This is a genomic window from Lichenicola sp. GTC18331 (assembly GCF_055386855.1).
In genome coordinates this window covers 938,518-961,833 of the sequence record NZ_AP045015.1, presented here as the reverse complement: position 1 = coordinate 961,833, position 23,316 = coordinate 938,518, and the positions used below count along the sequence as shown (strand labels likewise).

The 23,316-nt window shown below is 67.4% G+C and carries 21 protein-coding genes; 12 read left to right on the top strand and 9 right to left on the bottom strand.

Annotated features, from left to right (window positions below; genetic code table 11):
* Positions 1-11: 11 nt before the first annotated feature.
* The 4 genes from ACZ5BM_RS04450 to ACZ5BM_RS04435 all read right to left on the bottom strand — a co-directional run bounded on the left by ACZ5BM_RS04450 (position 12) and on the right by ACZ5BM_RS04435 (position 5,057).
* Positions 12-1,505 carry a S41 family peptidase gene (locus ACZ5BM_RS04450; protein ID WP_498910185.1) on the bottom strand — a complete coding sequence of 498 codons (1,494 nt, stop codon included), beginning with the start codon at positions 1,503-1,505 and terminating at the stop codon, positions 12-14.
* Positions 1,506-1,637: 132 nt separating this feature from the next.
* Positions 1,638-2,975 (bottom strand): murein hydrolase activator EnvC family protein, encoded by a 1,338-nt coding sequence (locus ACZ5BM_RS04445; protein ID WP_498910184.1) that lies wholly within the window; start codon positions 2,973-2,975, stop codon positions 1,638-1,640.
* Positions 2,976-3,125: 150 nt separating this feature from the next.
* Positions 3,126-4,691 carry a 2,3-bisphosphoglycerate-independent phosphoglycerate mutase gene (gene gpmI, locus ACZ5BM_RS04440; RefSeq protein ID WP_498910183.1) on the bottom strand — a complete coding sequence of 522 codons (1,566 nt, stop codon included), beginning with the start codon at positions 4,689-4,691 and terminating at the stop codon, positions 3,126-3,128.
* A gap of 240 nt (positions 4,692-4,931) precedes the next feature.
* The gene (locus tag ACZ5BM_RS04435) at positions 4,932-5,057 is read right to left on the bottom strand and encodes a hypothetical protein (RefSeq protein WP_498910181.1); all 126 of its coding nucleotides are present in this window, start codon (positions 5,055-5,057) and stop codon (positions 4,932-4,934) included.
* A gap of 108 nt (positions 5,058-5,165) precedes the next feature.
* Here ACZ5BM_RS04435 and msrB point away from each other — a divergent pair, with 108 nt between their 5' ends.
* The 3 genes from msrB to ACZ5BM_RS04420 are packed head-to-tail and all read left to right on the top strand — an operon-like array spanning position 5,166 to position 6,541.
* On the top strand, positions 5,166-5,573 hold the full coding sequence (gene msrB / locus ACZ5BM_RS04430) for a peptide-methionine (R)-S-oxide reductase (RefSeq protein WP_498910180.1): 408 nt from the start codon (positions 5,166-5,168) through the stop codon (positions 5,571-5,573).
* 16 nt (positions 5,574-5,589) lie between these two features.
* Positions 5,590-6,255, top strand: coding sequence for a uracil phosphoribosyltransferase (upp, locus tag ACZ5BM_RS04425; protein WP_498910179.1), 666 nt, complete (start codon positions 5,590-5,592; stop codon positions 6,253-6,255).
* Positions 6,256-6,310: 55 nt separating this feature from the next.
* Positions 6,311-6,541, top strand: coding sequence for a dodecin family protein (locus tag ACZ5BM_RS04420; RefSeq protein WP_498910178.1), 231 nt, complete (start codon positions 6,311-6,313; stop codon positions 6,539-6,541).
* Between the two features lie 34 nt (positions 6,542-6,575).
* On the opposite strand, the gene ACZ5BM_RS04415 is transcribed toward ACZ5BM_RS04420, so the two are convergent.
* The 4 genes from ACZ5BM_RS04415 to carA all read right to left on the bottom strand — a co-directional run bounded on the left by ACZ5BM_RS04415 (position 6,576) and on the right by carA (position 13,051).
* Positions 6,576-7,772, bottom strand: a complete 1,197-nt coding sequence (locus tag ACZ5BM_RS04415; protein ID WP_498910177.1) for a threonine ammonia-lyase — start codon at positions 7,770-7,772, stop codon at positions 6,576-6,578.
* 5 nt (positions 7,773-7,777) lie between these two features.
* Entirely contained in the window at positions 7,778-8,251 is a 474-nt protein-coding gene (gene greA, locus ACZ5BM_RS04410; RefSeq protein WP_422862481.1) for a transcription elongation factor GreA, read from the bottom strand.
* Between the two features lie 95 nt (positions 8,252-8,346).
* Entirely contained in the window at positions 8,347-11,604 is a 3,258-nt protein-coding gene (gene carB, locus ACZ5BM_RS04405; RefSeq protein WP_498910176.1) for a carbamoyl phosphate synthase large subunit, read from the bottom strand.
* A gap of 13 nt (positions 11,605-11,617) precedes the next feature.
* Positions 11,618-13,051: a carbamoyl-phosphate synthase small subunit gene (carA, locus tag ACZ5BM_RS04400; protein ID WP_498910175.1), complete on the bottom strand. Its 1,434-nt coding sequence runs from the start codon at positions 13,049-13,051 to the stop codon at positions 11,618-11,620.
* A 92-nt stretch (positions 13,052-13,143) separates the two neighbouring features.
* Between carA and ACZ5BM_RS04395 the strand changes: the two genes are divergently transcribed.
* The 8 genes from ACZ5BM_RS04395 to ACZ5BM_RS04360 all read left to right on the top strand — a co-directional run bounded on the left by ACZ5BM_RS04395 (position 13,144) and on the right by ACZ5BM_RS04360 (position 21,735).
* Positions 13,144-13,602 carry a GatB/YqeY domain-containing protein gene (locus ACZ5BM_RS04395; protein WP_498910173.1) on the top strand — a complete coding sequence of 153 codons (459 nt, stop codon included), beginning with the start codon at positions 13,144-13,146 and terminating at the stop codon, positions 13,600-13,602.
* A 10-nt stretch (positions 13,603-13,612) separates the two neighbouring features.
* Positions 13,613-15,484, top strand: a complete 1,872-nt coding sequence (gene dnaG / locus ACZ5BM_RS04390; protein WP_498910172.1) for a DNA primase — start codon at positions 13,613-13,615, stop codon at positions 15,482-15,484.
* A gap of 76 nt (positions 15,485-15,560) precedes the next feature.
* Positions 15,561-17,504: an RNA polymerase sigma factor RpoD gene (gene rpoD / locus ACZ5BM_RS04385; RefSeq protein WP_498910170.1), complete on the top strand. Its 1,944-nt coding sequence runs from the start codon at positions 15,561-15,563 to the stop codon at positions 17,502-17,504.
* Between the two features lie 14 nt (positions 17,505-17,518).
* Complete coding sequence (locus ACZ5BM_RS04380) at positions 17,519-18,085, top strand: GNAT family N-acetyltransferase (protein WP_498910169.1); 567 nt, start codon at positions 17,519-17,521, stop codon at positions 18,083-18,085.
* A 60-nt stretch (positions 18,086-18,145) separates the two neighbouring features.
* A complete protein-coding gene (locus ACZ5BM_RS04375) occupies positions 18,146-18,958 on the top strand; it encodes an energy transducer TonB (protein ID WP_498910168.1) in 813 nt (270 codons plus the stop codon).
* Positions 18,959-19,019: 61 nt separating this feature from the next.
* Positions 19,020-20,153 (top strand): FAD-binding oxidoreductase/lyase, encoded by a 1,134-nt coding sequence (locus tag ACZ5BM_RS04370; RefSeq protein ID WP_498910166.1) that lies wholly within the window; start codon positions 19,020-19,022, stop codon positions 20,151-20,153.
* Complete coding sequence (locus ACZ5BM_RS04365; RefSeq protein ID WP_498910165.1) at positions 20,150-20,920, top strand: Rossmann-fold NAD(P)-binding domain-containing protein; 771 nt, start codon at positions 20,150-20,152, stop codon at positions 20,918-20,920. The genes ACZ5BM_RS04370 and ACZ5BM_RS04365 overlap by 4 nt, the downstream gene beginning before the upstream one ends.
* Positions 20,917-21,735 carry a sugar phosphate isomerase/epimerase family protein gene (locus tag ACZ5BM_RS04360; RefSeq protein ID WP_498910164.1) on the top strand — a complete coding sequence of 273 codons (819 nt, stop codon included), beginning with the start codon at positions 20,917-20,919 and terminating at the stop codon, positions 21,733-21,735. The genes ACZ5BM_RS04365 and ACZ5BM_RS04360 overlap by 4 nt, the downstream gene beginning before the upstream one ends.
* A gap of 27 nt (positions 21,736-21,762) precedes the next feature.
* Here the strand turns inward: ACZ5BM_RS04360 and ACZ5BM_RS04355 are convergent, their stop codons facing one another.
* Entirely contained in the window at positions 21,763-22,419 is a 657-nt protein-coding gene (locus ACZ5BM_RS04355; protein ID WP_498911484.1) for a DeoR/GlpR transcriptional regulator, read from the bottom strand.
* A gap of 94 nt (positions 22,420-22,513) precedes the next feature.
* Here ACZ5BM_RS04355 and deoC point away from each other — a divergent pair, with 94 nt between their 5' ends.
* Complete coding sequence (deoC, locus tag ACZ5BM_RS04350) at positions 22,514-23,299, top strand: deoxyribose-phosphate aldolase (protein ID WP_498910162.1); 786 nt, start codon at positions 22,514-22,516, stop codon at positions 23,297-23,299.
* Positions 23,300-23,316: the final 17 nt, after the last annotated feature.

Sequence of the window (23,316 nt, the reverse complement as noted above, 5' to 3'; positions counted from 1 at the left end):
CGGTTCTCGGATCAGTGCTTGGTGGGCGGTGCGGCGTCGGTGGACGGACCCTGCTTGTCCGGCTGCTTGCCGCCTTTCGCCGTCACCTCGGTGGTGTCCGCTGGCATCGGGTGTCCCGACATTGCCGCGATCACCTTCAGCCCTTCCTGGAGCTGGAAGTCGGTGGAGGGCTTACTGAGATCGAAGGCGGGCCAGTTCGCCGGGGGCGCATCCGGGATGGTCTTGGCGATCGGCGGCAGGTCGGTGCGCGGCTGCGGGGGGGTCTGCGTGCCGCCCTCGTTCTTGATGATGTGGGCGAGGTCGCCTTCGCGCAGCATGTATTTGCTGTCGTCCTCGCGGGTTTCGCGCACCTTGATGTCCGGCACGATGCCCAGCCCCTGAATCGAGCGGCCGGACGGCGTGTAGTAGCGCGCCGTGGTGAGGCGGATGGCGCCGTTATCGCCCGAAAGCGGGATCAGCGTCTGCACCGAGCCCTTGCCGAACGAGCGCTCGCCCAGGGTGATCGACCGGTGATGGTCCTGCAGCGCGCCGGCGACGATCTCGCTGGCCGAGGCGGAGCCCTCGTTGATCAGCACCACCACCGGCAGGCCGCCCGTGATGTCGGTGCCGTGCGCGTCCATGCGCTGGCTGTCGCGGGGATTGCGGGCGCGGGTGGAGACCACCGCGCCGGAGGTGATGAAATCGTCGCACACAGCGACCGCCTGATTGAGCAGGCCGCCGGGGTTGTTGCGCAGATCGAGCACCAGGCCGTCCAGCTTGCCGCCGGCCTGCTTCTTCAACGCCTCGAACGCCTTGCGCAGACCGCTCTCGGTATCCTCGTCGAACGAGGCGACGCGGATATAGGCGGTCTTGCCGTACAGCGCCGAGCGGATCACCTGGATATGGATGATCTCGCGCGTCATGGTGACGTCGAACGGCTTGTCCTTGCCCTGACGCTTGATGGAAAGGGTGATCTTGGTGCCGGGCTGGCCGCGCATGCGGTCCACCGCGTCGCTCAGATCGACGCCGTCCAGGCTCTTGCCGTTGATGCCGATGATGTAGTCGCCGGTTTTCAGCCCGGCGCGCTGGGCGGGTGTGCCGTCCATTGGCGTCATGACCTTGATCAGCCCGGCATCGGAGGTGACTTCGAGGCCTAGCCCGCCGAACTGGCCGCTGGTCTGCACCTGCATGTCGGCGAATTGCTTGGCCGTCATGTAGGAGGAGTGCGGATCGAGCCCGGTCAGCATGCCGTTCAGGGCATTGTTGATCAGTTCGCGGTCGGTGACGGGCGACACGTAGCCGGCGCGCACCTGCTCGAACACGTCGCCGAACAGCGTGAGCAGGCGATAGGTCTCGTCATGATCGTTCTTGGTGCCGGCCTTGGCACCCGTGCTGTTCTGATCGACTTCCTGCGCCAGGGCGGTGCCGAAAGCGGAATGGTTCGCCAGCAGCGGCCCGATCTGGGGCCCCGCGACGGCACCGAAAGCGAAGCCGGTGCCGAGCAGCAGGCCATATCGCAGTTTCATGCGGCTTCAACTCCTCCGGTCGCATCACCGAACGCCGCTTCTACCAGGCGCCCTCCTAACGAACGGTTGACGCTACATTACACCGATCATGGGGGTGACGAAAATCGCGACCGGGGTGTCCGGCCGCCGATTTCAGCGCGACAGCACGCGCATCGGGTCCACCGTGCGGTCGCCATGGCGCAATTGCAGGAAAAGATTGGGCCGGGTTCCGCCGCCGTTCCAGCCCGGCATGTGTCCGAGCTGCGCGCCCCGGGCGACGTTCTGGCCGATCCCGACGTCGATCGCGCCGAGTCCGGCCAGCACGAAGCGGTCGCCCTTGCCGCAATCCAGAATCAGCATCTGGCCGTAGGAGCGGAACGCGCCGGCGAAATCGATCCGGCCGCCGCACGGGGCGGTGACGGTGGCGAGAGAGGGCGGGGCGTAGCGGATGCCGCTGGCCGGTCCCGCATCAGTCTGGGCGCCGAAGCGCTGCACGATCTGGCCCGCGACGGGTGCGCCCGCCTGACCTGCGGACAGGCCCGGACCGGCGGGCAGTGCGAGGCGTGCGGCGTCCTCGGCGGCCTGCCGGGTGTCGCCGCCCTTGCCGGCGCGCGCCCGGCTCGCCGCGACGCGCGCGGCCCGTTGCGCAGCCGCTTCCGCCGCCTTCTGCGCCGCTTCCAGCCGCGCCACCACGCCGTCCAGCGTGGAGGATCGCGCCGCTGCCGCCGCCGCCGCGCGTGTCGCGTTCTGGAGCTGGCGCGTGGACGCGGCCTGGGCGTTCCGGGCGGCGTCGGCGCGGCTCTGCAGCGCGGCCTGCTGCGCCGCCTGATCGCGCTGGAGGGCGTCGAGGCGCGCGCGTTCGGCGTCGAGCGCCGTGCCGGCGGCTTGCAGCTTCGCCGCCGCCGCGCGCGTGGCTTCGGCGCGCTTTTCCAATTGGGCGCCCATGTGACGCAGCACGGATAACGCGGTGAGCGAATCGGCCGGGGCGAACGGGGCGGCGAGAAGGGTTTCGGACGGGTAGAGCGACAGACGTTCGATCACCGGGAGCATGGGAGCGAGGGCGCGGGATTCGGCCTCCAGCTCCGCCGCCGCATCCTGTTTCTCCCGCTCGAGCGTTTCGGTGCGGTCCTGGGCCGCGTCGGCGGCGGCCTCGGTGCGCTGCACGGCGGAAGCGGCCTGAACGGTCTGGCGTGACAAAGTGAGGGCGCGTTCGGTCGCCGCCTGGGCGGCGGCACGGGCGGAGTCGCGCAGTGCGGCGGCGCGTGCGGCCTCGGCGCGGGCGGTTTCGCTTTGCGCCGCGGCTGCCTTCATCGCGCCGGACGGCGGCGCGGCGGCAGGCGCCGGTGCCGATTTCGCGTGGGCGGGGGGCGGTGCGGCGCGGTGATGCGGCGCGGCGGCGGGGGTGCAGAGCAGAACGGCCGCAAGCCATGCGGGCCGTGGCGTCTTCCGCCAGCGCGCGCGCATCGTGGCGAATGGTGCGGCGCGATTCATGATCCGACCGGCCCGGTGCAGCCGGGAACGATCGTCCCTGGAGCCGGTCGCGTGCCGGAACGCGGGCGGCGAACGAACCTCGTTCGTCTGGAACGGGAAGAAGGGCGCGTCGTGCCGGTGCTCATGGACACGACGCGCCCGGTGCGGCAATCAGCCGCCCAGCAGCGAATGGCCGGTCATGGCGGCGGGCTGTTCAAGACCCATCAGCGCCAGCAGGGTGGGAGCGATGTCGGCCAGACGGCCATCGGCGAGCGGCGCGTTCTGGCGGCCGCTGAGCACCATCGGCACAACGTTGAGCGTGTGCGCGGTGTGCGGCTCGCCGGTCTCCGGGTCGCGCATGGTTTCGCAGTTGCCGTGATCGGCCGTCACCAGCAGCACGCCGCCGGCCGCGTCGATGGCGGCGGCGATGCGGCCAAGGCCGGTATCCACCGCTTCCACCGCCTTGATCGCCGCGGCGAGATCGCCGGTATGCCCCACCATGTCGGGGTTGGCGTAGTTCAGCACGATCAGATCGTAGCGTCCGCTGCCGATCGCCTCCACCGCCTTGTCGGTGAGTTCCGGCGCCGACATCTCCGGTTGCAGATCGTAGGTGGCGACCTTGGGCGAGGGGACCATGATCCGGTCTTCGCCCGGCAGCAGGGCTTCGCGTCCGCCGTTCAGGAAGTAGGTGACGTGCGGGAATTTCTCGGTTTCCGCCATGCGGAGCTGGGTGCGGCCGGCGCGCGACACCACCTCGCCGAGCAGATCGTCCAGGCTCTGCGGCGGGAACAGCACGGACAGGCGCGAGGCGAGATCGTCGCTGTAGCGGGTCATGGAGACCACGCCGACCAGATGCGGCGCCGGGCCGCGCTCGAACCCGTCGAACGGCTCGTCGAGGATGCTGTTCAGCAGTTCGCGGATGCGGTCGGCGCGGAAGTTGAAGGACACGATGCCGTCGCCGTCCTTCATGCCGGCATAGTCGCCGAGCACGGTCGGGCGGATGAATTCGTCGGTGGTGTCGGCGGTATAGGCGGCCTCCAGCACGCCGTCGGGCGTGGTGCCGTGCTCGCCCTGTCCCAGCACGATCGCGTCATGGGCGAGGCGCACGCGCTCCCAGCGCTTGTCGCGGTCCATCGCGTAGTAGCGGCCGGAGATCGTGGCGATGCGGGTGTCCGGCGGCAGGGAATGGAGCAACTCGGCGACGAAGCCGCGCCCCGATTGCGGCGGTGTGTCGCGCCCGTCGGTGAAGATGTGGAACGCGACCGGGATTGCGTGGTCGGCAAGGATCCTGGCCAACGCCGCCGCGTGCGCCTGATGCGCGTGGACGCCGCCATCGGAGACCAGCCCCATGAGATGGGCGGTGCCGCCGCTTTCCTTGAGCGAGGCGATCAGCCCGAGCAGTTCCGGTGCGCGGGCGAGCGAGCCGTCGGCGATGGCGGAATGGATTCGCGGCAATTCCTGCATCACCACGCGGCCGGCGCCGATGTTGAGGTGTCCGACCTCGGAGTTGCCCATCTGGCCTTCGGGCAGACCCACGTCGTAGCCGCAGGTGCGCAGGAAGGCGCGCGGACCCTGGGCCCAGAGGCGGTCGAAATGAGGCGTGCGGGCCTGGGCGACGGCGTTCTCCGTGTCGTCCTCGCGCCAGCCGAACCCGTCCAGGATCACCAGCATCACCGGCCGCCTCGCCTGCACGCGGGGCACGGGAGTGGTCTCGGTCGGGTGGGGCGTGGCGGACATCAGGCTCTCCTGTCGGGGAGCGGGAGATTGCCACCAAAGCACGCGTCTGCGAACCGCCGGCGGGCTTTCGCGGCGTTAACCATGGGGAAAGGAGGGGTGGGTTAGGGTCGGACCCGTCGAACCGGGGGAGGGTGCGGACAAGCAAAGCGGCCAGGCCGCCTCGTGTCGGATGCGGTCCCCGGTCACTGACCGATGCGCGCAAGGGGGCCGCGTCCGGCGCAGAGCCGAACGCGGGCAGGATCAGTCGTTGGGGCCGGTGGTGCCGGTATTGGCCGGGGGGTCGCTGGCGGGGAAGGTTTCCTCGACGCTTTCGTCGATCTTCTTCTGTTCCGTTTCCGGGGCGGGTTTGGGTTTCTCGTCGGGCATGCTGGCGTTCCTCCGTCTTGCCTGGGAACTCAGCGCCGCAATGCGCGCCGGGTTGCCGAACGGGGGCGCCGCTCCAATCTTTGGCGCCTTCCTGAAGGACACGAGATCATGGCCGACACCGCGAAGACCGCTCCACTCGACGACGCTGCGCTGCGCGAGAAGCTGACGCCGCAGCAGTACCACGTGCTGCGTGAGCACGGCACCGAACGGCCGGGTTCCAGCGCGCTCAACTTCGAGAAGCGGGACGGCTTGTTCCACTGCGCCGCCTGCGACGCGCCCCTGTTCTCGTCCGACACCAAATACGAGAGCGGTTCGGGCTGGCCGTCGTTTTTCGCACCGATCGAGGGGGCCACGCGCAACGTTTCCGACGACAGCCACGGCATGCGACGGATCGAAGTGCGTTGTGCGACCTGCGACAGCCATCTCGGACACGTGTTTCCGGACGGCCCGCGTCCGACCGGCGAACGTTATTGCATGAACGGGCTGTCTCTGGCGTTCACGCCCACCGCCAGGTGATGCTATGCGGGGAACCATGAGCGAAACGTTCCCCGAAGCCGTCCCGTCGCAGCCCGCCAGCGTCACCGTGCTGGACCATCCGCTGGTGCAGCACAAGCTGACCCGGCTGCGCCAGGCCGACACCTCGACCGCAGGGTTCCGGCGCCTGACCCGCGAGCTCAGCTTGCTGATGGCCTATGAGGCCACCCGCGACCTGAAGCTGGAGCCGGTGGAGATCCAGACGCCGCTCGAGCCGATGACCGGGATGCTGCTGTCCGGCAAGAAGCTGTGCTTCGTGTCGGTGCTGCGTGCGGGCAACGGCATCCTGGACGGCATGCTCGATCTGGTTCCGGCCGCGCGTGTCGGCCATATCGGCTTGTATCGCGATCCGGCGACGCTGGAGCCGGTGGAATACTACATGAAGCTGCCGGACGATCTGTCCGAGCGTCTTTGTATCGTGGTCGATCCGATGCTGGCGACCGGCCACTCCGCTGTCGCCGCGGTGACCAAGTTGAAGGAGCAGGGTGCGCGCCAGATCACCTTCGTGTGCATGCTCTGCGTGCCGGAAGGTCTGGCGACGTTCCAGAAGGCGCACCCCGATGTGCGGATCGTCACGGCCGCCGTGGATCGCGGGCTGGACGATCACGGTTATATCCGTCCCGGCCTGGGCGATGCGGGCGACCGTCTGTTCGGCACCAAATAGGAACCGCCTCCGCCGCGCGCCGTTGCCCCCGCAGTATCAGGCGGGGAGAATGGATATGGCGGATCATGTTTATCGTGTGATCGATCTGGTGGGCTCGTCGGAGACCAGCATCGAGGACGCGATCACCAGCGCGATCAGCAAGGCCAGCAACACGGTGCGGCATATGCGCTGGTTCGAGGTCGTGGAAACGCGTGGCCATATCGAGAACAACAAGGTCGCGCATTATCAGGTGACGCTGAAGGTCGGGTTCTCGCTCGAGGACGAGAACGTGAACCTTCAGCCCTGATTGTCTGGGCCGTCGTCTGGAACGGCGGCCCTTTTCAGGCCTGGCGGACGATGTAGCGTTCGCGGAGGGCGGCGGCGATCTCCTCGGCATGGGCCGGATCGCGTGCTTCCAGCATAACTTCAAGTTCGGCCGCCTGTACGCTGGGGGCTGCGAACAGACGCTGGTGCGAAACCTCGATGATGTTGCCGCCGCGTCCGCCGATGATGGTGGAGATATCGGCCAGCACGCCCGGACGATCCGGGATTTCCATGATCAGGCGCAGCAGGCGCCCGTCGCGCAGCAGAGAACGCAGCAACGTGTTGGCCAGGATGCGGCTGTCGATGTTGCCGCCGCAGATCGGGATGCCGACGCGTCGGTCGCGGAACCGGTCCTTGTCGCTCAGGATCGCCGCCAGGGCGACGGCACCGGCGCCTTCCGACACCTGCTTGGCACCTTCGGCGAGAAGGGTGATGGCGTCTTCCACCGCCCGTTCGCAGACGGTCACGATGCGGCTCACATGGCGTCGCACCACCTCGAGCGGCTGACGACCGATCTGCAGAACCGCGACGCCCTCGGCGATGGTGGCGCCGCCCGGCGGCATGGTTTCGGGGCCGGGAAAGCCGGCGAGGGAAGAGTAGTTCTCCACCTGCACGCCGACGATCTCGATTCCGGGATACATCTCGACGGCTGCGGCAGCCCCGCCGGCGATCAGCCCGCCGCCGCCGATCGGCAGCACCAGCGTGTCGAATTTCCCGGCATCCTCGAGCAGTTCGAGGGTCAACGTGCCCTGGCCGGCCATGACGGCGGGATCGTCGTAGGGATGCACGAACACGCGCTGTTCGTTCTGGCACAGCTCGTGGGCGTGGATCGTGGCCTCGGCGAAGCTGTCGCCGTGAAGCACCACGCGGGCGCCCCAGGCGGCGGTGCGCGTCACCTTGGCCGCAGGGGTGAAGCGCGGCATGACAATCACCGCGTCGATGCCGAGCAGCGAGGCGTGACGGGCGACGCCCTGGGCGTGGTTGCCGGCGGACACGGTGATGACGCCGCGCGCGCGCTCGCTATCGGTCAGCAGCGCCAGCTTGTTGGCGGCGCCGCGTTCCTTGAACGAGCCGACTGCCTGGAGGTTGTCGAGCTTGAGGACGAGGTCGCAGCCAGTCGCGCGCGACAGGGCAGAGCTCGGTACGCTCGGCGTACGGAGCACCTTTCCGGCGATCCGCTCCTGAGCGGCCCGGACGTCTGCAAGACCGATCATGCGCGTCAGCCGTAGGTGATGGACAGGATCTCGTAGGTGCGGTCGCCGCCCGGCGCCGGCACGGAGACGGTATCGCCCTTCTTCTTGCCGATCAGCGACTTGGCCAGCGGCGCGGAGATGGACAGCAGGCCCTGCTTGATGTCGGCCTCGTACATGCCGACGATCTGGTAGGACACTTCCTTGTCGGTTTCCTCGTCGACCAGCTTCACCTGGGCGCCGAACTTCACGTGGTCGCCGCTGAGCGTATGCGGTTCGATCACCTCGACGGTAGAGATGACCTCTTCCAGCTCGCTGATGCGGCCTTCGACGAAGGACTGGCGATCGCGGGCGGCGTCGTATTCGGCGTTCTCGGACAGGTCGCCATGGCTGCGCGCCTCGGCGATCGCCCGGATCACGGCGGGACGTTCCTCGCTCTTGAGCTTGCGGAGCTCTTCCTCGAGCCGCTGCAGCCCGCGGCCGGTCATTGGAATCTTCTGCAACGAAGGCGTCCTCGAACAATGGAGCAGGAACGGGCCGTGTTCACCGCCGAAAGGCCCCGGACGCTGGTCCGAGGCCCGTCGGAAGAACGGCCCGCTTAGAACGATCCGTGAAAGTAGGACTGCAGGGGAGCGACTTCAAGCGGGCCTTCGCGCAGGGCGGCTATGGCGTATACGGCGGCGCGTGCGCCGGCGATGGTCGTGAAGTGCGGTACGCCATGGGTGAGGGCGCTGCGACGGATGTCGAAGCTGTCCGTCACCGATTGCGCGCCGGAGGCGGTGTTGATCACCAGCTGCACCTCGTTGGAGCGGATCGCGTCGACGCAATGCGGCCGTCCTTCCAGCACCTTGTTGGTGATGCCGGTCTCGATCCCGGCTTCGCGCAGGACCTGCGCCGTGCCGCGCGTGGCGAGCAGGGTGAAGCCCATCGCCACCAGACGGCGCGCCAGCGGCGTGATCGCCGGCTTGTCCGAAGCGCGCACCGACAGAAACACCTGTCCGGACAAGGGCAGTTTCACGCCGGCACCGAGCTGGGCCTTGGCGAAGGCGCGCTCGAACGAGGCGTCGAGGCCGATCACCTCGCCGGTGGAGCGCATCTCTGGGCCGAGGATCACGTCCACGCCGGAGAAGCGCGCGAAGGGGAACACCGCCTCCTTCACCGCGACATGCGGCGCGATCGCCCGGTCGTCCAGCTTGAATTCGGACAGCTTGGCGCCGGCCATCACGCGCGCGCCGATCTTCGCCACCGGAACGCCGGTCGCCTTGGCCACGAACGGCACGGTGCGCGACGCGCGGGGGTTCACTTCCAGCACGTAGATGCTGTCGCCCTTGATCGCATACTGGACGTTCATCAGCCCGACGATGCCGAGCTCGCGCGCCATCGCCTCGGTCTGCGCCTTGAGTTCGGTAATGGTGGCGGGCGAGAGCGAGTATGGCGGCAGGGAGCAGGCGCTGTCGCCGGAATGGATGCCGGCTTCCTCGATATGCTCCATGACGCCGGCGACGTAGACGTCGTCGCCGTCGCAGATGCAGTCGACATCGGTTTCGATCGCATCGTTCAGGTAGCGGTCGATCAGCACGGGGCCGGAGGCGATGTCGTGACCGGCGAGCTGCAGCGCCACGCGCATGTAGCGGGCGAGGCTGGCGCGATCATGCACGATCTCCATGGCGCGTCCGCCCAGCACGTAGGACGGGCGGATCACCACCGGATAGCCGATGCGCTCGGCCACCGCTTCGGCTTCCGCGGCGGAGCGGGCGATTCCGTTTTCCGGCTGACGCAGGCCCAGCTTCTGCAGCATGGCCTGGAAGCGCTCGCGATCCTCCGCACGGTCGATCGCATCGGCCGGCGTGCCCAGGATCGCGATGCCGGCGGCGCCGAGCGATTGGCTGAGCTTGAGCGGCGTCTGGCCGCCATACTGCACGATGCAGCCGAGCACGCGTCCGGTTTCCTGTTCGCGCCGGATCAGCGCGATCACGTCTTCCGCCGTCAGGGGCTCGAAATAAAGCCGGTCGGAGGTGTCGTAATCGGTGGAAACGGTTTCCGGGTTGCAGTTGACCATGATGGTCTCGAATCCGGCTTCGCGCAGCGCGTAGGCGGCATGCACGCAGCAATAATCGAACTCGATGCCCTGGCCGATGCGGTTGGGTCCGCCGCCCAGGATTACGATCTTGTCGCGCGCCGTGGGGTCGCTTTCGCATTCCGGCGTGCCGAAACCGCCCTCGTAGGTGCCGTACATGTAAGGGGTGGCGGAGGCGAATTCGGCGGCGCAGGTGTCGATGCGCTTGAACACCGGCTTCACGCCGAGACGGTCGCGCAGCGCGCTGACGGCGGCGGCATCGGTGCCGGCGAGCTGGGCCAGGCGGATATCGGAGAAGCCCATCGCCTTCAGGCGGCGCAGAGCGGTCGCATCCTGCGGCAGGCCGTCGCTTTCGATCCCGCGTTCCGCCGCCACGATCTTTTCCAGCTCGCGCAGGAACCAGGGGTCGAAGCGCGTGCTGTCGTGGATCTCCTCCACCGACAGGCCGGCGCGCAAGGCCTGTGCGGCCATCAGCAGGCGATCGGGCTTCGGCTGGCTGAGCACGGCGCGGAACGCATCCGCACCGCCATCGCCGGGCACTTCCACCGGATCGAGCCCGGACAGGCCGGTTTCCATCGAGCGCAGGCCCTTCTGCAGAGCCTCGCTGAAGGAGCGGCCGATCGACATGGCCTCGCCCACCGACTTCATGCTGGTGGACAGAAGCGCAGGGCTGCCGGGGAATTTCTCGAAGGTGAAGCGCGGGATTTTGACCACCACGTAGTCGAGCGTGGGCTCGAACGCGGCCGGGGTGCGCCCACCGGTGATGTCGTTGCCGAGCTCGTCCAGCGTGTAGCCAACGGCGAGGCGCGCCGCGACCTTGGCGATCGGAAAGCCGGTGGCCTTGGAGGCGAGGGCGGAGGAGCGCGACACGCGGGGGTTCATCTCGATCACCACCATGCGGCCATCGGCGGGATTGACGCCGAACTGCACGTTGGAGCCGCCTGTATCGACGCCGATCTTGCGCAGGCACGCAATCGAGGCGTCACGCATGCGCTGATATTCCTTGTCGGTCAGCGTCAAGGCGGGCGCCACCGTCACGGAATCGCCGGTATGGATGCCCATCGGGTCGATGTTCTCGATGGAGCAGACGATGATGCAGTTATCCGCGCTGTCGCGGACCACCTCCATCTCGTATTCCTTCCAGCCGAGCACGCTTTCCTCGATCAGCACTTCCGTGGTGGGCGAGGCTTCGAGGCCGCCGGTGACGATGCGCTCGAATTCTTCCTTGTTATAAGCGATGCCGCCGCCGGTGCCGCCGAGGGTGAAGGACGGGCGGATCACCGCCGGCAGCCCGACCACGTCGAGCGCGTCGCGCGCTTCGCCGATCGTGTGCGCGATCACCGAGCGCGGGCTCTCGATGCCGATCTCGCTCATGGCGTCACGGAACTTGAGCCGGTCCTCCGCACGGTCGATCACGTCGGCCTTGGCGCCGATCAGCTCCACGCCGTGTTCGCGCAGGAAGCCCGACGCATCCAGCGCCATGGCGGTGTTGAGCGCGGTCTGGCCACCCATGGTCGGCAAGATCGCATCCGGCTTCTCGCGCAGGATGATGCGTTCCACGAATTCGGGCGTGATCGGCTCGACATAGGTGGCATCGGCCAGACCCGGATCGGTCATGATGGTGGCCGGGTTGGAGTTCACCAGGATCACCCGGTAGCCCTCGTCGCGCAGGGTCTTGCAGGCCTGCGCGCCGGAATAGTCGAATTCGCAGGCCTGCCCGATCACGATCGGGCCGGCGCCGATGATCAGGATGGAATGGATGTCTGTCCGCTTCGGCATGGTCCGGCCGCCCTCAGTTCGCGTTGGCGGCGTCGGCCGCGTTGGTGCCGGCCGTGGCCGTGGCGGGATCGTTCATCAGCGCGACGAAGCGCTCGAACAGATAGAAGCTGTCGGACGGGCCGGGGCTCGCTTCGGGATGGTACTGCACGGAGAAGGCGGGCAGGCGGGTGGAGCGGATGCCTTCGTTGGAGCCGTCGAACAGGCTGGTATGGGTCACGACCACGTCCGCCGGCAGCGTCTTGTCGTCCACCGCGAAGCCGTGATTCTGGCTGGTGATTTCCACGCGCCCGGTGGCGAGATCCTTTACCGGCTGGTTGGCGCCGCGATGGCCCTGATCCAGCTTGAAGGTCCTGGCGCCCAGCGCCAGGCCCAGAAGCTGATGGCCGAGGCAGATGCCGAACACCGGCTTGCCGGCGTCGAGCACGCCACGGATCGCCGGCACCGCGTATTCGGCGGTCGCCGCCGGGTCGCCGGGGCCGTTGCTCAGGAACACGCCGTCCGGCTTGTGCGCGAGAATGTCCTCGGCGGTCGCTGTCGCCGGCACCACCGTCACATCGCAGCCGGCTTCCACGAGGCAGCGCAGGATGTTGCGCTTGGCGCCGTAATCCACCGCGACCACGTGCTTGGCGGTGGCGTCGGGGGTGCGTGCCGGGCCGGTGCCGCCGGTCCATGTGCCTTCCTGCCAGCGATAGCTCTGGGTGCAGGACACGATCTTCGCGAGGTCCATGCCTTCCAGCCCGGGCCAGCCGCGTGCGGCCTCCAGCAGGGCGGGAATGTCAAAGCGTCCGTCGGCGGGAAACGAGATCAGCCCTGTCTGCGGACCGTTGTCGCGGATGCGGCGGGTCAGGGCGCGGGTGTCGACGCCGCAGATGCCAGGAATGGAGCGCGCAGCCAGCCACGCGCCGAGGGTCTGGGCGGAGCGCCAGTTGGAGGGTTCGGTCAGGTCCTGCTTCACCACCAGGCCGCGCGCGGCGACGTTGATCGCCTCGTCGTCCTCGCTCGTGGTGCCGACATTGCCGATATGGGGAAAGGTGAAGGTGATGATCTGTCCGGCGAAGGACGGGTCGGTCAGGGTTTCCTGATAGCCGCTCATGCCGGTGGAGAAGCAGATCTCGCCCACCGAGCGCGCCCCGTCGGTCTGCGCGCCGAAACCGCGCCCCCACAGCACCGTGCCGTCGGCCAGAACCAGAACGGCGTCGGCGCCGTCCGGCCGTTGATGCGCTGTGTCGGTCATGCTGGGCGGCTCCTGGACGGGCGGGGAAGAGGCGGCGGCGGGGGAAAGATCGGCGATGGACAGGTCGCTGTTGCTCAGGATCGCGGTCCAGTGCTTGGGCGGCACGGCCCGGGCCTGGCGCCATTTGCGGATCGCTTCTGTGCCGACTCCGGCCAGACGCGCGGCTTCCGCAGCCCCGCCCAGCCGTTCGATGATCGCTTCGACCGACAGCATGTCCTATGACCCTTCCAGCCTCGCCGCGATGCCAGTAGCAAGTGCGGCGACCGGTGGGAAGAAAATTCCCACCTTTGTTCGGAGGATCGGAAATGAGTTTGCGTGTGCGCTTCGGTGAAGCGCTGAAACAGGCGATGCGCGACAAGGATGCGGTGCGTCTCGGCACCATCCGCATGATCAATGCGCGGCTGAAGGATCTCGACATTGCCGCCCGCCCCAAGGGCATCGACGCGATTCCCGATGAGGAGATCGTGTCGGCGCTGCGCAACATGGTGAAGTCGCGCCGGGAAGCGGCCGCGCTCTATCTCCAGGGCGGCCGTGCCGAACTGGCGGCCAAGGAAGATGCAGAGATCGTGGTGATCGAGGAATTCCTGCCGGCGCCGATGGACGACGCCGCGCTCACCCTGGCGGTGGCCGATGCAGTCGCGGAAACCGGTGCCGCCTCCATGAAGGACATGGGCAAGGTGATGGCTGCGCTGAAGGCGAAGCACGGCGCCGATCTCGATCTGGGCCGCGCCAACGCGCTGGTGAAGGCGCGCCTGTCCGCGTAATGGCCCCCTGATGGCCTTCGACCCCGCCTTTCTGGACGAGCTTCGCGCCCGCACCCCGATCGCCGCGGTGATCGGGCGCAAGGTGAAGCTCGTCCGGTCGGGACGGCAGTTCAAGGCGTGCTGCCCGTTCCATGGCGAGAAGACCCCGTCCTTCTATGTGTACGAGGACGGGTTCCATTGCTTCGGCTGCGGCGCGCATGGCGATGCGATCTCGTTCGTCATGCAGTCCGAAGGCCGCTCCTTTCTGGAGGCGGTGGAGGCGCTGGCGTCCGAAGCCGGTCTGGAGGTGCCGAAACAGGCGCCCGTCGATCGGCAGCGGGCCGAGAAGCAGAAGACGCTCGGCGACGTTCTGGAGGCGGTGCAGCAGAGCTGGGTGCGCCGTCTGTTCCGTCCGGAAGGGGCGGCCGGGCTCGCTTATCTGCGCGGTCGCGGCCTGTCGGACGAGACCATCGCCGCGCACGGTCTGGGCTGGTCCGGCGACGGGCGCGGCGGTCTGGTGTCGGAACTGCGCGAGCAGGGTTTCGATGCGGCGATGATGGCCGAGGCCGGGCTGATGCGTTTGGACGAGGAAGGGCGGCCCAAGGGCGAGCTGTTCTTCAACCGGGTGTCGTTTCCCATTCGCGATCGTCGCGGCGCGCTGGTGAGTTTCGGCGGCCGTATCCTGGGCGACGGGCAGCCGAAATACCTGAACGGGCCGGAAACGGCGCTGTTCTCCAAGCGGCGGACCTTGTTCGGGTTGGACCGGGCGCAGAAGGCGTTGCGGACGGTGCGTCCGGAGGGTGGGGCGTTGCCGGCCTCGCGGACGCTGCTGGTGGTCGAAGGCTATATGGATGTGATCGCGCTGGACCAGGCCGGGTTCGGCGCCGCCGTGGCCCCGCTCGGCACCGCGCTCACGGCCGAGCAGCTCGAAGCCTTGTGGCGGGTCGATCCGGCGCCGGTGCTGTGTTTCGACGGCGACCGCGCCGGGCGTTCGGCGGCGCGCAAGGCGGCGGAGGTGGCGCTGCCGATGCTCGATCCGGACCGGACCCTGCGCTTCATGTCCCTGCCCGAAGGCGAGGACCCGGACAGCCTGGTGCGCAAGCAGGGGGCCCGGGCGATGGCCTCGGCGATCGAGGCGGCGCGGCCTCTGGGCTCGGTCCTGTTCGGACTCTTGTCCGAAGGGGTGCGCGATCCGGGACCGGAACAGCGCGCCGCGCTGATGAGCCGGTTGATGGAGGCGGCGGGGCAGATCGGTCACAAGGGTCTGGCGGCGGAATATCGCGATACGCTGCGCGGGCAGTTCCGCGAGGCGTTCTCGAGCTGGCGCGGCAAGGGCGGGGCGGGGCGGAACCGGATTGTTCCTGCGGCGGCCCGCGTTCTGCCGGTGGCGGATGCGGCCGCGGAGGAACGCAAGCGCATGCTGGTGGCGATCCTGCTGCGGCATCCGGAACTGCTGCGCGATGTGGAGCAGGCCTTCTGCCAGATCGTTCTGCCGGACGGGCTGGGGCGTCTGCGCGCGGCCATGCTGGACTGGGCGGACGAACAGGACCATGCGGGTGGGGAGGCTCCCGAAGGAGGAGCCGGCCGATCACTTGCACTTGACTCGGCAAGCCTGATAGCCCACCTGCACTCGACCGCATTATCGTCTGAAATGGAAATGGTGTTGGCGCCGAGTCCTTTGCCGTTGGCACGGGCGGCGTCGGCCGGGTCCATGCCGGCCGAAGCCGAGGAGGCTTGGTGGGAGTTTTTCGGGCACCTGAACGCCCCCAGCCTGCGCGAGCAGATCACGGCGGCGGAACGCCGGCTGGCGGAAAACTGGGCACCCGAGGTGCAGAAGCAGTTGATTCTGCTTAAGACGGCGCAGGCTGCGGTGCTGCGCGGCGAGCAGTCGGACGACGACTAGAAGCCCTTCTCAAGAGGGTCGGAGCCCCATGCGGGCTGGTGGATAGCGCCCCTCCGGGGCTGGAGTTGAGTTGAGCATGGCGACGAAGACGGCGGCGACCACGGAAGCGACGGCAGGCGAGCAGGACGCCGACAGCACCCTGCTCGACACCCAGTCGGCTTCGGTCAAGCGTCTGATCGCGCGCGGACGCGAGCGCGGCTACATCACCTTCGACGAGCTGAACGCGGTTCTCCCGCCCGACCAGATGTCCTCCGAGCAGATCGAGGACGTGATGGCGGTGCTGTCCGAGATGGGCATCCAGGTGGTCGAGAACGAGGACAACGAGGAGTCCGAGGCCAACCGCGAGGAAGAAGAAGAGAAGAAGGCGGAGTCCGAGGACGGCGAAACCCCGGCCGGCAACGTCGACGCCGAGAATCTGGGACGCACCGACGATCCGGTGCGCATGTATCTGCGCGAGATGGGCTCGGTCGAGCTGCTCAGCCGCGAGGGCGAGATCGCCATCGCCAAGCGGATCGAGGCCGGCCGCGACGAGATGATCGGCGGCCTGTGCGAGAGCCCGCTGACCTTCCGCGCCATCATCTCCTGGCACGACCGTCTCAAGGTTGGCCAGATGCTTCTGCGCGACATCATCGACCTCGAAGCCACCCAGGCCGGCAACAACGCGGACGAATTGCCGGAAGAAGGCGCAGAGCCTGCCGAAGCTTCGTTCGAGACGCCGGGCGACGACGACGCAGAGGAAGGCGAGGGCGCCGGCCTGTCGCTGAGCGCGCTGGAAGAGAAGCTTAAGCCCGAAGTGCTGCTGCAGTTCGAGGAAATCGAGAGCCTCTACAAGAAGCTGCACAAGGTCCAGGCCAAGCGCATCGAGAACCTGACCGCCGGCGAGGAGATGTCCGACCGGTCGGAGAAGAGCTACGAGAAGCTGCGCGACGAGCTGGTGGCGAAGGTGGAAACCGTCCACCTGCACAACAACCGCATCGAGGAGTTGGTCACCCAGCTCAAGCAGATCAGCCAGGCGCTGAACGGTCTCGAAGGCCGGATGCTGCGCTATGCGGAAAGCGCCAAGGTGAGTCGCGACGACTTCCTGGTGAAATATCGCGGCCGCGAGATGGACCCGAACTGGCTCGATTCCATGGCGACCCTCCCGGGCAAGGCGTGGAAGAACTTCGTCGCCCGCCATTCGGTCGAGGTGCTGGAGCTGCGCGGCAAGGTGGCCCAGGTGGCGACCGAGACCGGTCTGCCGATCGAGGAGTTCCGACGCGTCTACGCGACCGTCGCACGCGGCGAGCGCGATTCCGCGCGCGCCAAGAAGGAGATGATCGAGGCCAATCTGCGTCTCGTGATCTCGATCGCCAAGAAATACACCAATCGTGGCCTGCAATTCCTGGATCTGATTCAGGAAGGCAATATCGGCCTGATGAAGGCGGTGGATAAGTTCGAGTATCGCCGCGGTTACAAGTTCTCGACCTATGCGACGTGGTGGATCCGTCAGGCGATCACGCGTTCGATCGCCGATCAGGCGCGCACCATCCGTATCCCGGTGCACATGATCGAGACGATCAACAAGCTGGTGCGCACCTCGCGCCAGATGCTGCACGAGATCGGCCGCGAGCCGGCGCCGGAAGAGCTGGCCGAGAAGCTCGGCATGCCGCTCGAGAAGGTGCGCAAGGTGCTGAAGATCGCCAAGGAGCCGATCTCGCTCGAAACGCCGATCGGCGACGAGGAAGACAGCCATCTCGGCGACTTCATCGAGGACAAGACGGCGGTGATCCCGCTGGATGCGGCGATCCAGACCAATCTGCGCGAGGCCACGACCCGCGTGCTGAGTTCGCTGACGCCGCGTGAGGAGCGCGTGCTGCGCATGCGCTTCGGCATCGGCATGAATACCGACCACACGCTGGAAGAGGTCGGCCAGCAGTTCAACGTGACCCGCGAGCGTATCCGCCAGATCGAGGCCAAGGCGCTGCGCAAGCTCAAGCACCCGAGCCGGTCGCGCAAGCTGCGTTCGTTCCTGGACGATTGACCCGGACCGTCGCCGTGACCGCCGGAACCACCCGGATCGGGGTGGATGTGACCTTTCTGCGCCTCGACCCGGGCGTGGCCATTCCGGCCGCGCCCGCTTTGCCGTCCGACGTGGCGGTTCTGCGGGTCGAGCAGCCTTCGGTGCCGTTCTATCGCTATCTCTATGATACGGTGGGGGCGGAGTATTGCTGGTGGCTGCGTCGCGTCGCGCCCGACGAGGAGATCGCATCGTTGATGCGCGATCCGCAGATCGGCCTGTTCGTCGCTTTGCGGAAGGGTGAGCCGGCCGGCTTCTTCGAGCTGGACGCCCGCACCGGCGCCGATGTGAATCTGGGCTATTTCGGTCTGATGCCGCATGCGGTGGGCACCGGAATCGGCGTCGCGCTGCTGCTGGAGGCGATGCGTGTGGCGCGCGCGGCCAGTCGCAACGGCTCGGTTCGCGTCAATACCTGCACCGCCGACCATCCGCGCGCCCTGCCGACCTATCTGCGGGCCGGATTCAAGCCGCTGCGCACGGTGCATGAAGTCTGGGACATTCCCGATCGCCTGGGGTTGAGCATTCCGGAACGGCTTCGGGTCTGAACGATGACCCGCGCGCCGGCTTCACCGCGAACCGACGCGCCGTCCACAGATCGGTCCGGTGTGTCGCCCGTCGCATCCGTGATCCGGCCCGGTGCGCGTGTGCGCCTCTTCGTGCCGTCGCGCGGCTGGGGCGGGCGGGGACGGCGCGAGATCCTGCTGCTGGCTGCCGCAATCGCCGTGATCGCGCATGTGTTGTTGGTGGTGGGGATCATCGCCGAGCAGCGCCTGACGCGGAAGGCGGCCGTCCTGGTGCCGCCGCCACCGGATAATCCGGTGACCCTGGAGATAATTGAGGACGACAAACGCTATGCCGGCGGTGCCAAGCCGAGTCCGCCCAGCACGCCGCAGCCGCCCGCGCCGAACCCGGTGCCGGAGCCGCCGAACACGAATGGGCCGCCCAAGACGTCGGACATACCGCCGCAGTCCGCGCCCGCCACTGAGACCGTTCCGCCCGATGCGCCGGACAAGGCGGATGACAACTCCAAGGCGCCGGCGGCGCCGCAACCGGCGAAACAGCCCGAGCCGGATATCGATCTCGATCCGACCAACAGTTTCGGCTACGGGCGCCAGGACAATCCGGACATCATTCCCGCCTCTCCGGACAAGAAGACCAACAAGATGCCGGCCTATCCGCGTGCGGCGGGGCGCCGCGGCGAGCAGGGCTCGGTGCAGATGCTGGTGCGCATCGCCGCCGATGGCAGCGTGACCGGCGTCGATGTGGCGGTGAGTTCGGGGTATCCGGATCTGGACAACACGGCGGTGAAGGCCGTGTCGGGATGGCATTTCAAACCGGCAATCCGTGGCGGCGTCGCGGTGCCGACGCAGATGATGCAGACCTTCAACTACCATATCGACACCGTTCCGCGCCCATGACGGGCTGGTCCGGGGTGGCTGTTCTCGGCTAGGCTCGCCATCGCAACGAGGGTGGTGCGGCATGGTCTCGAGAGTGGCGATCATCGGTGCGGGATGGTACGGCTGCCATCTCGGCAGTTCGCTCAAATCGCTCGGCTTCGACGTGCGCGTGTTCGAGCAGCATCACCGGCCTCTTCACGAGGCATCGGGCAACAACCAGTTCCGTCTGCATCTGGGTTTCCATTATCCGCGCCATCACGGCACGCGCGTGCAGTCGCGCGACGGGTTCAACCGTTTCATGGAGCGTTATCCGAATCTCAGCCGCGAGATTCCGGAGAACATCTACGCGGTGCCGAAGGCGGAAAGCCTGATCGACTTCGCCACCTATCGCCTGATCATGACCTCGACCGGCATCGATTTTCGCGAGCAGACGGAAACGTCGGTGCCGATCCGCGAAATCGCCGGCCTGATGCTGACCGGCGAACGCGTTCTGCTGATCGAGCATTCACGGCGTTTCTTCCGCGAGCTGCTCGGCGACAGTCTGGTGTTGAACCACCGCGTGACCTCGATCGAGGAAACCGGCGACAGCGTCATGGTGGAGGGCGAGCCGTACGATCTGCTGATCGATGCGAGCTGGGGCCAGCAGCTCGGCATGCCGATGCCGTTCTTCTACGAGCCGACCATGCTGCTCTACTACGAAACCGATCACGCCTATCCGGCGGTGACGTTCGTGGACGGTCCGCTTTGTTCGGTCTATCCGACCGAGGACCCCAATATCTACACGCTGTCCTCCGTGCCGCACACGCCGCTTGGGCGCGTGAACGATCCAGCCGAGGCCAGGAGGATTCGCGACGGCGTGTCGCAGGATCTGGTGCGTGCCAAGGTGGCGGCGATGGAGCAGCAGGTGATGCAATACCTGCCGAACTTCAAGGAAAGCTTCCGTTTCGTCGGACCGCAGCTCGCGATCAAGACAAAGCCGGTCGGCAATTTCGACGACCGCTCCTGCTCGGTGTTCCGGCGCGGGCGCATCTTCTCGGTGATGTCGGGCAAGATCGATACGATCTTCTTCGCCATGGAGCGTATCCTGGCCTTCATCGAGAGCAGCCGGGAGCGTTCGTTCTCGCCGCTGGCCAGCCCGCTGCGTCGCGATATCGTCAGCCGTAGCCTGCAAACCATGGAACAGGGGCAGGACGCCCCGGTGGGAGCTCCCTTGTGACCGGACGCGCGCTTATCGGCCATACCGGCTTCGTCGGTTCGAATCTCGTGCAGCAGCGCAGCTTCGACCACACGTTCAATTCCACTTCGATCCCGCAGATCGACGGGCAGCATTTCGGCGATGTGGTCTGTGCCGGCGTGTCGGCGGTGAAATGGTGGGCGAACCAGAATCCGGCCGAAGATCTGGCCAAGATCGAGAATTTGATCGGCCATCTTTCCACCATCACCGCCGATAATTTCACCCTGATCTCGACTATCGACGTCTACGGCCATCCGATCGGCGTGACGGAAGCCGATCAGCCGGAGCTGGAGGGATTGCATGCCTATGGCGCCAACCGCGCCATGCTGGAGCGTTGGGTGTCGGATCGCTTTCCGAACCATCAGATCCTGCGTCTGCCGGCCTTGTTCGGTGCGGGGCTCAAGAAGAACGCGATCTACGATCTGATGCACGACAACCGTATCCATGTGATCAACCCGGACAGCGTGTTCCAGTGGTATCCGTTGGAGCGCATGGCGGACGATATCGATCTGGCCCGCGAGCGGGGTCTGGGTGTGGTCAATCTCGCCACCGAGCCTTTGGCGATGGAGGAGATCCGCGCACGCTTCTTCCCCGACAGCGTGATGGGTGCGGACGCGGCGCCGATGGCGCGCTACGACATGCGCACCATCCATGATGCCGAGTTCGGCGGCATGGACGGCTATGTTCTCGATCGCGAAGGCGTGCTGGCGGCGATGGGCCGCTTCATCGATGCCGAGCGGCCGCGATGAGCCTCCGTCTCGGCGTTTCCAACCTTGCCTGGCCGGCGGAGGTGGAAGACCGCGCCTTTGCGCTTCTGGCCGAGCGCGGCGCGCAGGGCGTCGAAGTGGCGCCCACCAAGATCGCGCCCTGGGACGAGCTGTCTCCCGGGCGTCTGGCGCAGTTCCGTGCCAAGGCGGATGCGGCCGGCTTGAAGACCAGCTCGTTGCAGGCGGTGTTTTTCGGCAAGCCGGAAGCAGCGTTGCTGAGCGATGCGGCCGGCTTCGACGCCATGTGCGAGCACACCAAGATGTTGGCGGAGATCGCGGCGGCGCTGGGCGCGGGTATCGCCGTGTTCGGCGCGCCGAAATCGCGTCTGCGGGGGGCGTTGCCGGTGGACGAGGCGATGCAGCGTGCCGCCGAGCGCCTGCGTATTCTGGGCGATATCGCCGCCGAGGGTGGATTGTCCTTCGGCATGGAGCCGGTGCCTCCGGTCTATGGCGCCGATTTCCTGAACCATGCGCGGGACATGCTGGCGCTGGTGTCGCTGACCAACCATCCGAACATCCGTCCGCATCTCGACACCGCCTGCGTGGCCCTGGCCGGGGACGATCCCGTGGCGGCGATCGCGGCTGCGGGGCCGACCATCGCGCATTACCATATGGCCGAACCCGAGCTTGGCCCGTTCGCCGCGCCGAAGCTCGACCATGAGGCTGCAGGGCGCGCCCTGAACGAATCTGGCTATGGCGGCTGGCTGGTGATCGAGATGAAGCAGGGCGAGGGCGACGGGCTCGACGCTGTGGCCACCGCGATCGACTACGCCAAGCGGCACTATATCCGGCACTGATCCCGGTGCGGCGCTGGCCGGGCAGCTTCAGCGCCGTTCGACGCCGCGTTCCGTGATGATCGCCGCAAACGCGTCCACCGGCGCGAAGCGCGCCGTCGTCACCGCGCCGCGCTTGCTCTCGTCGATCACCAGCATCGTTTCCGCCGCCAGTTCCAGCACCGCCCGTTTCACCGGCACCTCGTTGAAATTCGAGCAGGTGACGCCCTGGGACGGGTCCAGACCGCCTGCCGACAGAAAGGCACGGGTGATGCCCAGGCCGGACAGTTCGCGCAACGCCGCTTCCGACAGGAAGGTGGCCGAAGCGGGGTGGAACAACCCGCCGAGCAGGAACAGGCGTGCGCGGGGCAGGCGTGCGGCGGCGGTGGCGATGTTCAGCGCGTAGCAGACGATCGTGACGTCGAGGTCCGGCGGCAGGGCGGCGACCAGATGCGGCAAGGTGGTGCCGCAATCCACGAAGATCGTGTCGCCGGACCGCACCAGGGCGGCGGCATGTCGTCCGGCATCCTGCTTGGCGTCGTGATGCGAGCGGCGCTGCCCGGCCAGGGTGTAGCCGCTTCGGCTCGTCTGCTCTCCCGCGACGATGGTGCCGCCGAACAGGGACAGACCGTTGCCGCCTGCTGCGAGATCGCGACGCAGGGTCATGGCGGATACGTCGAGCAGCCGTGCGGCATCCTCGAGCCGCACGGGCCCGTCGCGACCCGCCAGAAGGCGCAGCTGCTCCAGCCGCGCCGCGCGCCGGGCCGGAACGGGAGGCGGCTGGCGTCCGGCATGTTTTATCATGAAATCACGCTTGTCCGGCCGTCTTGCATGTTGCCAGTCTAACAGATGTGAAATAAGTCACAAACAAGAGAACCCCGAAACGGGGAAGCAGGCCCGGGAGGCCGAACGTTCGATGGACACCGTCACGCTCGCCGCGATGATCGACCACACCGTGCTGAAGCCGGAGACGCGCGCCGAGGAGGTGGGGCGTTTCTGCCGCGAGGCGCGCGAACACGGTTTCCGCTCCGTCTGCGTGAACGGCAGCCATGCCGCCGCGGTCGCTGAGGCGCTGGCCGGCAGCGACGTGCGCGTCTGCGTCGTGGTGGGCTTTCCCCTCGGGGCGATGACTGCCGCTGCCAAGGCGGCGGAAACGGCGGATGCGGTTCGCAACGGTGCCGACGAGATCGACATGGTTCTGAATGTCGGCGCGCTGAAGGATGGTGATCTCGATCTGGTGCGTGCCGATATCGCCGCTGTGCGCGCGGTCTGTTCCGGTCGCGTTCTGAAGGTGATCATCGAGACCTGTCTGCTCGATGACGAGGAAAAGCGCGCGGCCTGCCGCATCGCTGCCGAGGAGGGCGCCGATTTCGTGAAGACGTCGACCGGCTTCTCCGCCAGTGGCGCCACGGTCGAGGATGTGGCGCTGATGCGTGCGGTGGTCGGACCCGATAAAGGTGTGAAAGCGTCCGGCGGCGTGCGCACGCGCGATGCGGCGCTGCGGATGATCGCGGCCGGCGCCAACCGCATCGGCACGTCGTCCGGCATCGCGATCGTATCCGGCGGCGAAGCGACCGGCGCGTACTGATCGTTCACCGGTTCCGG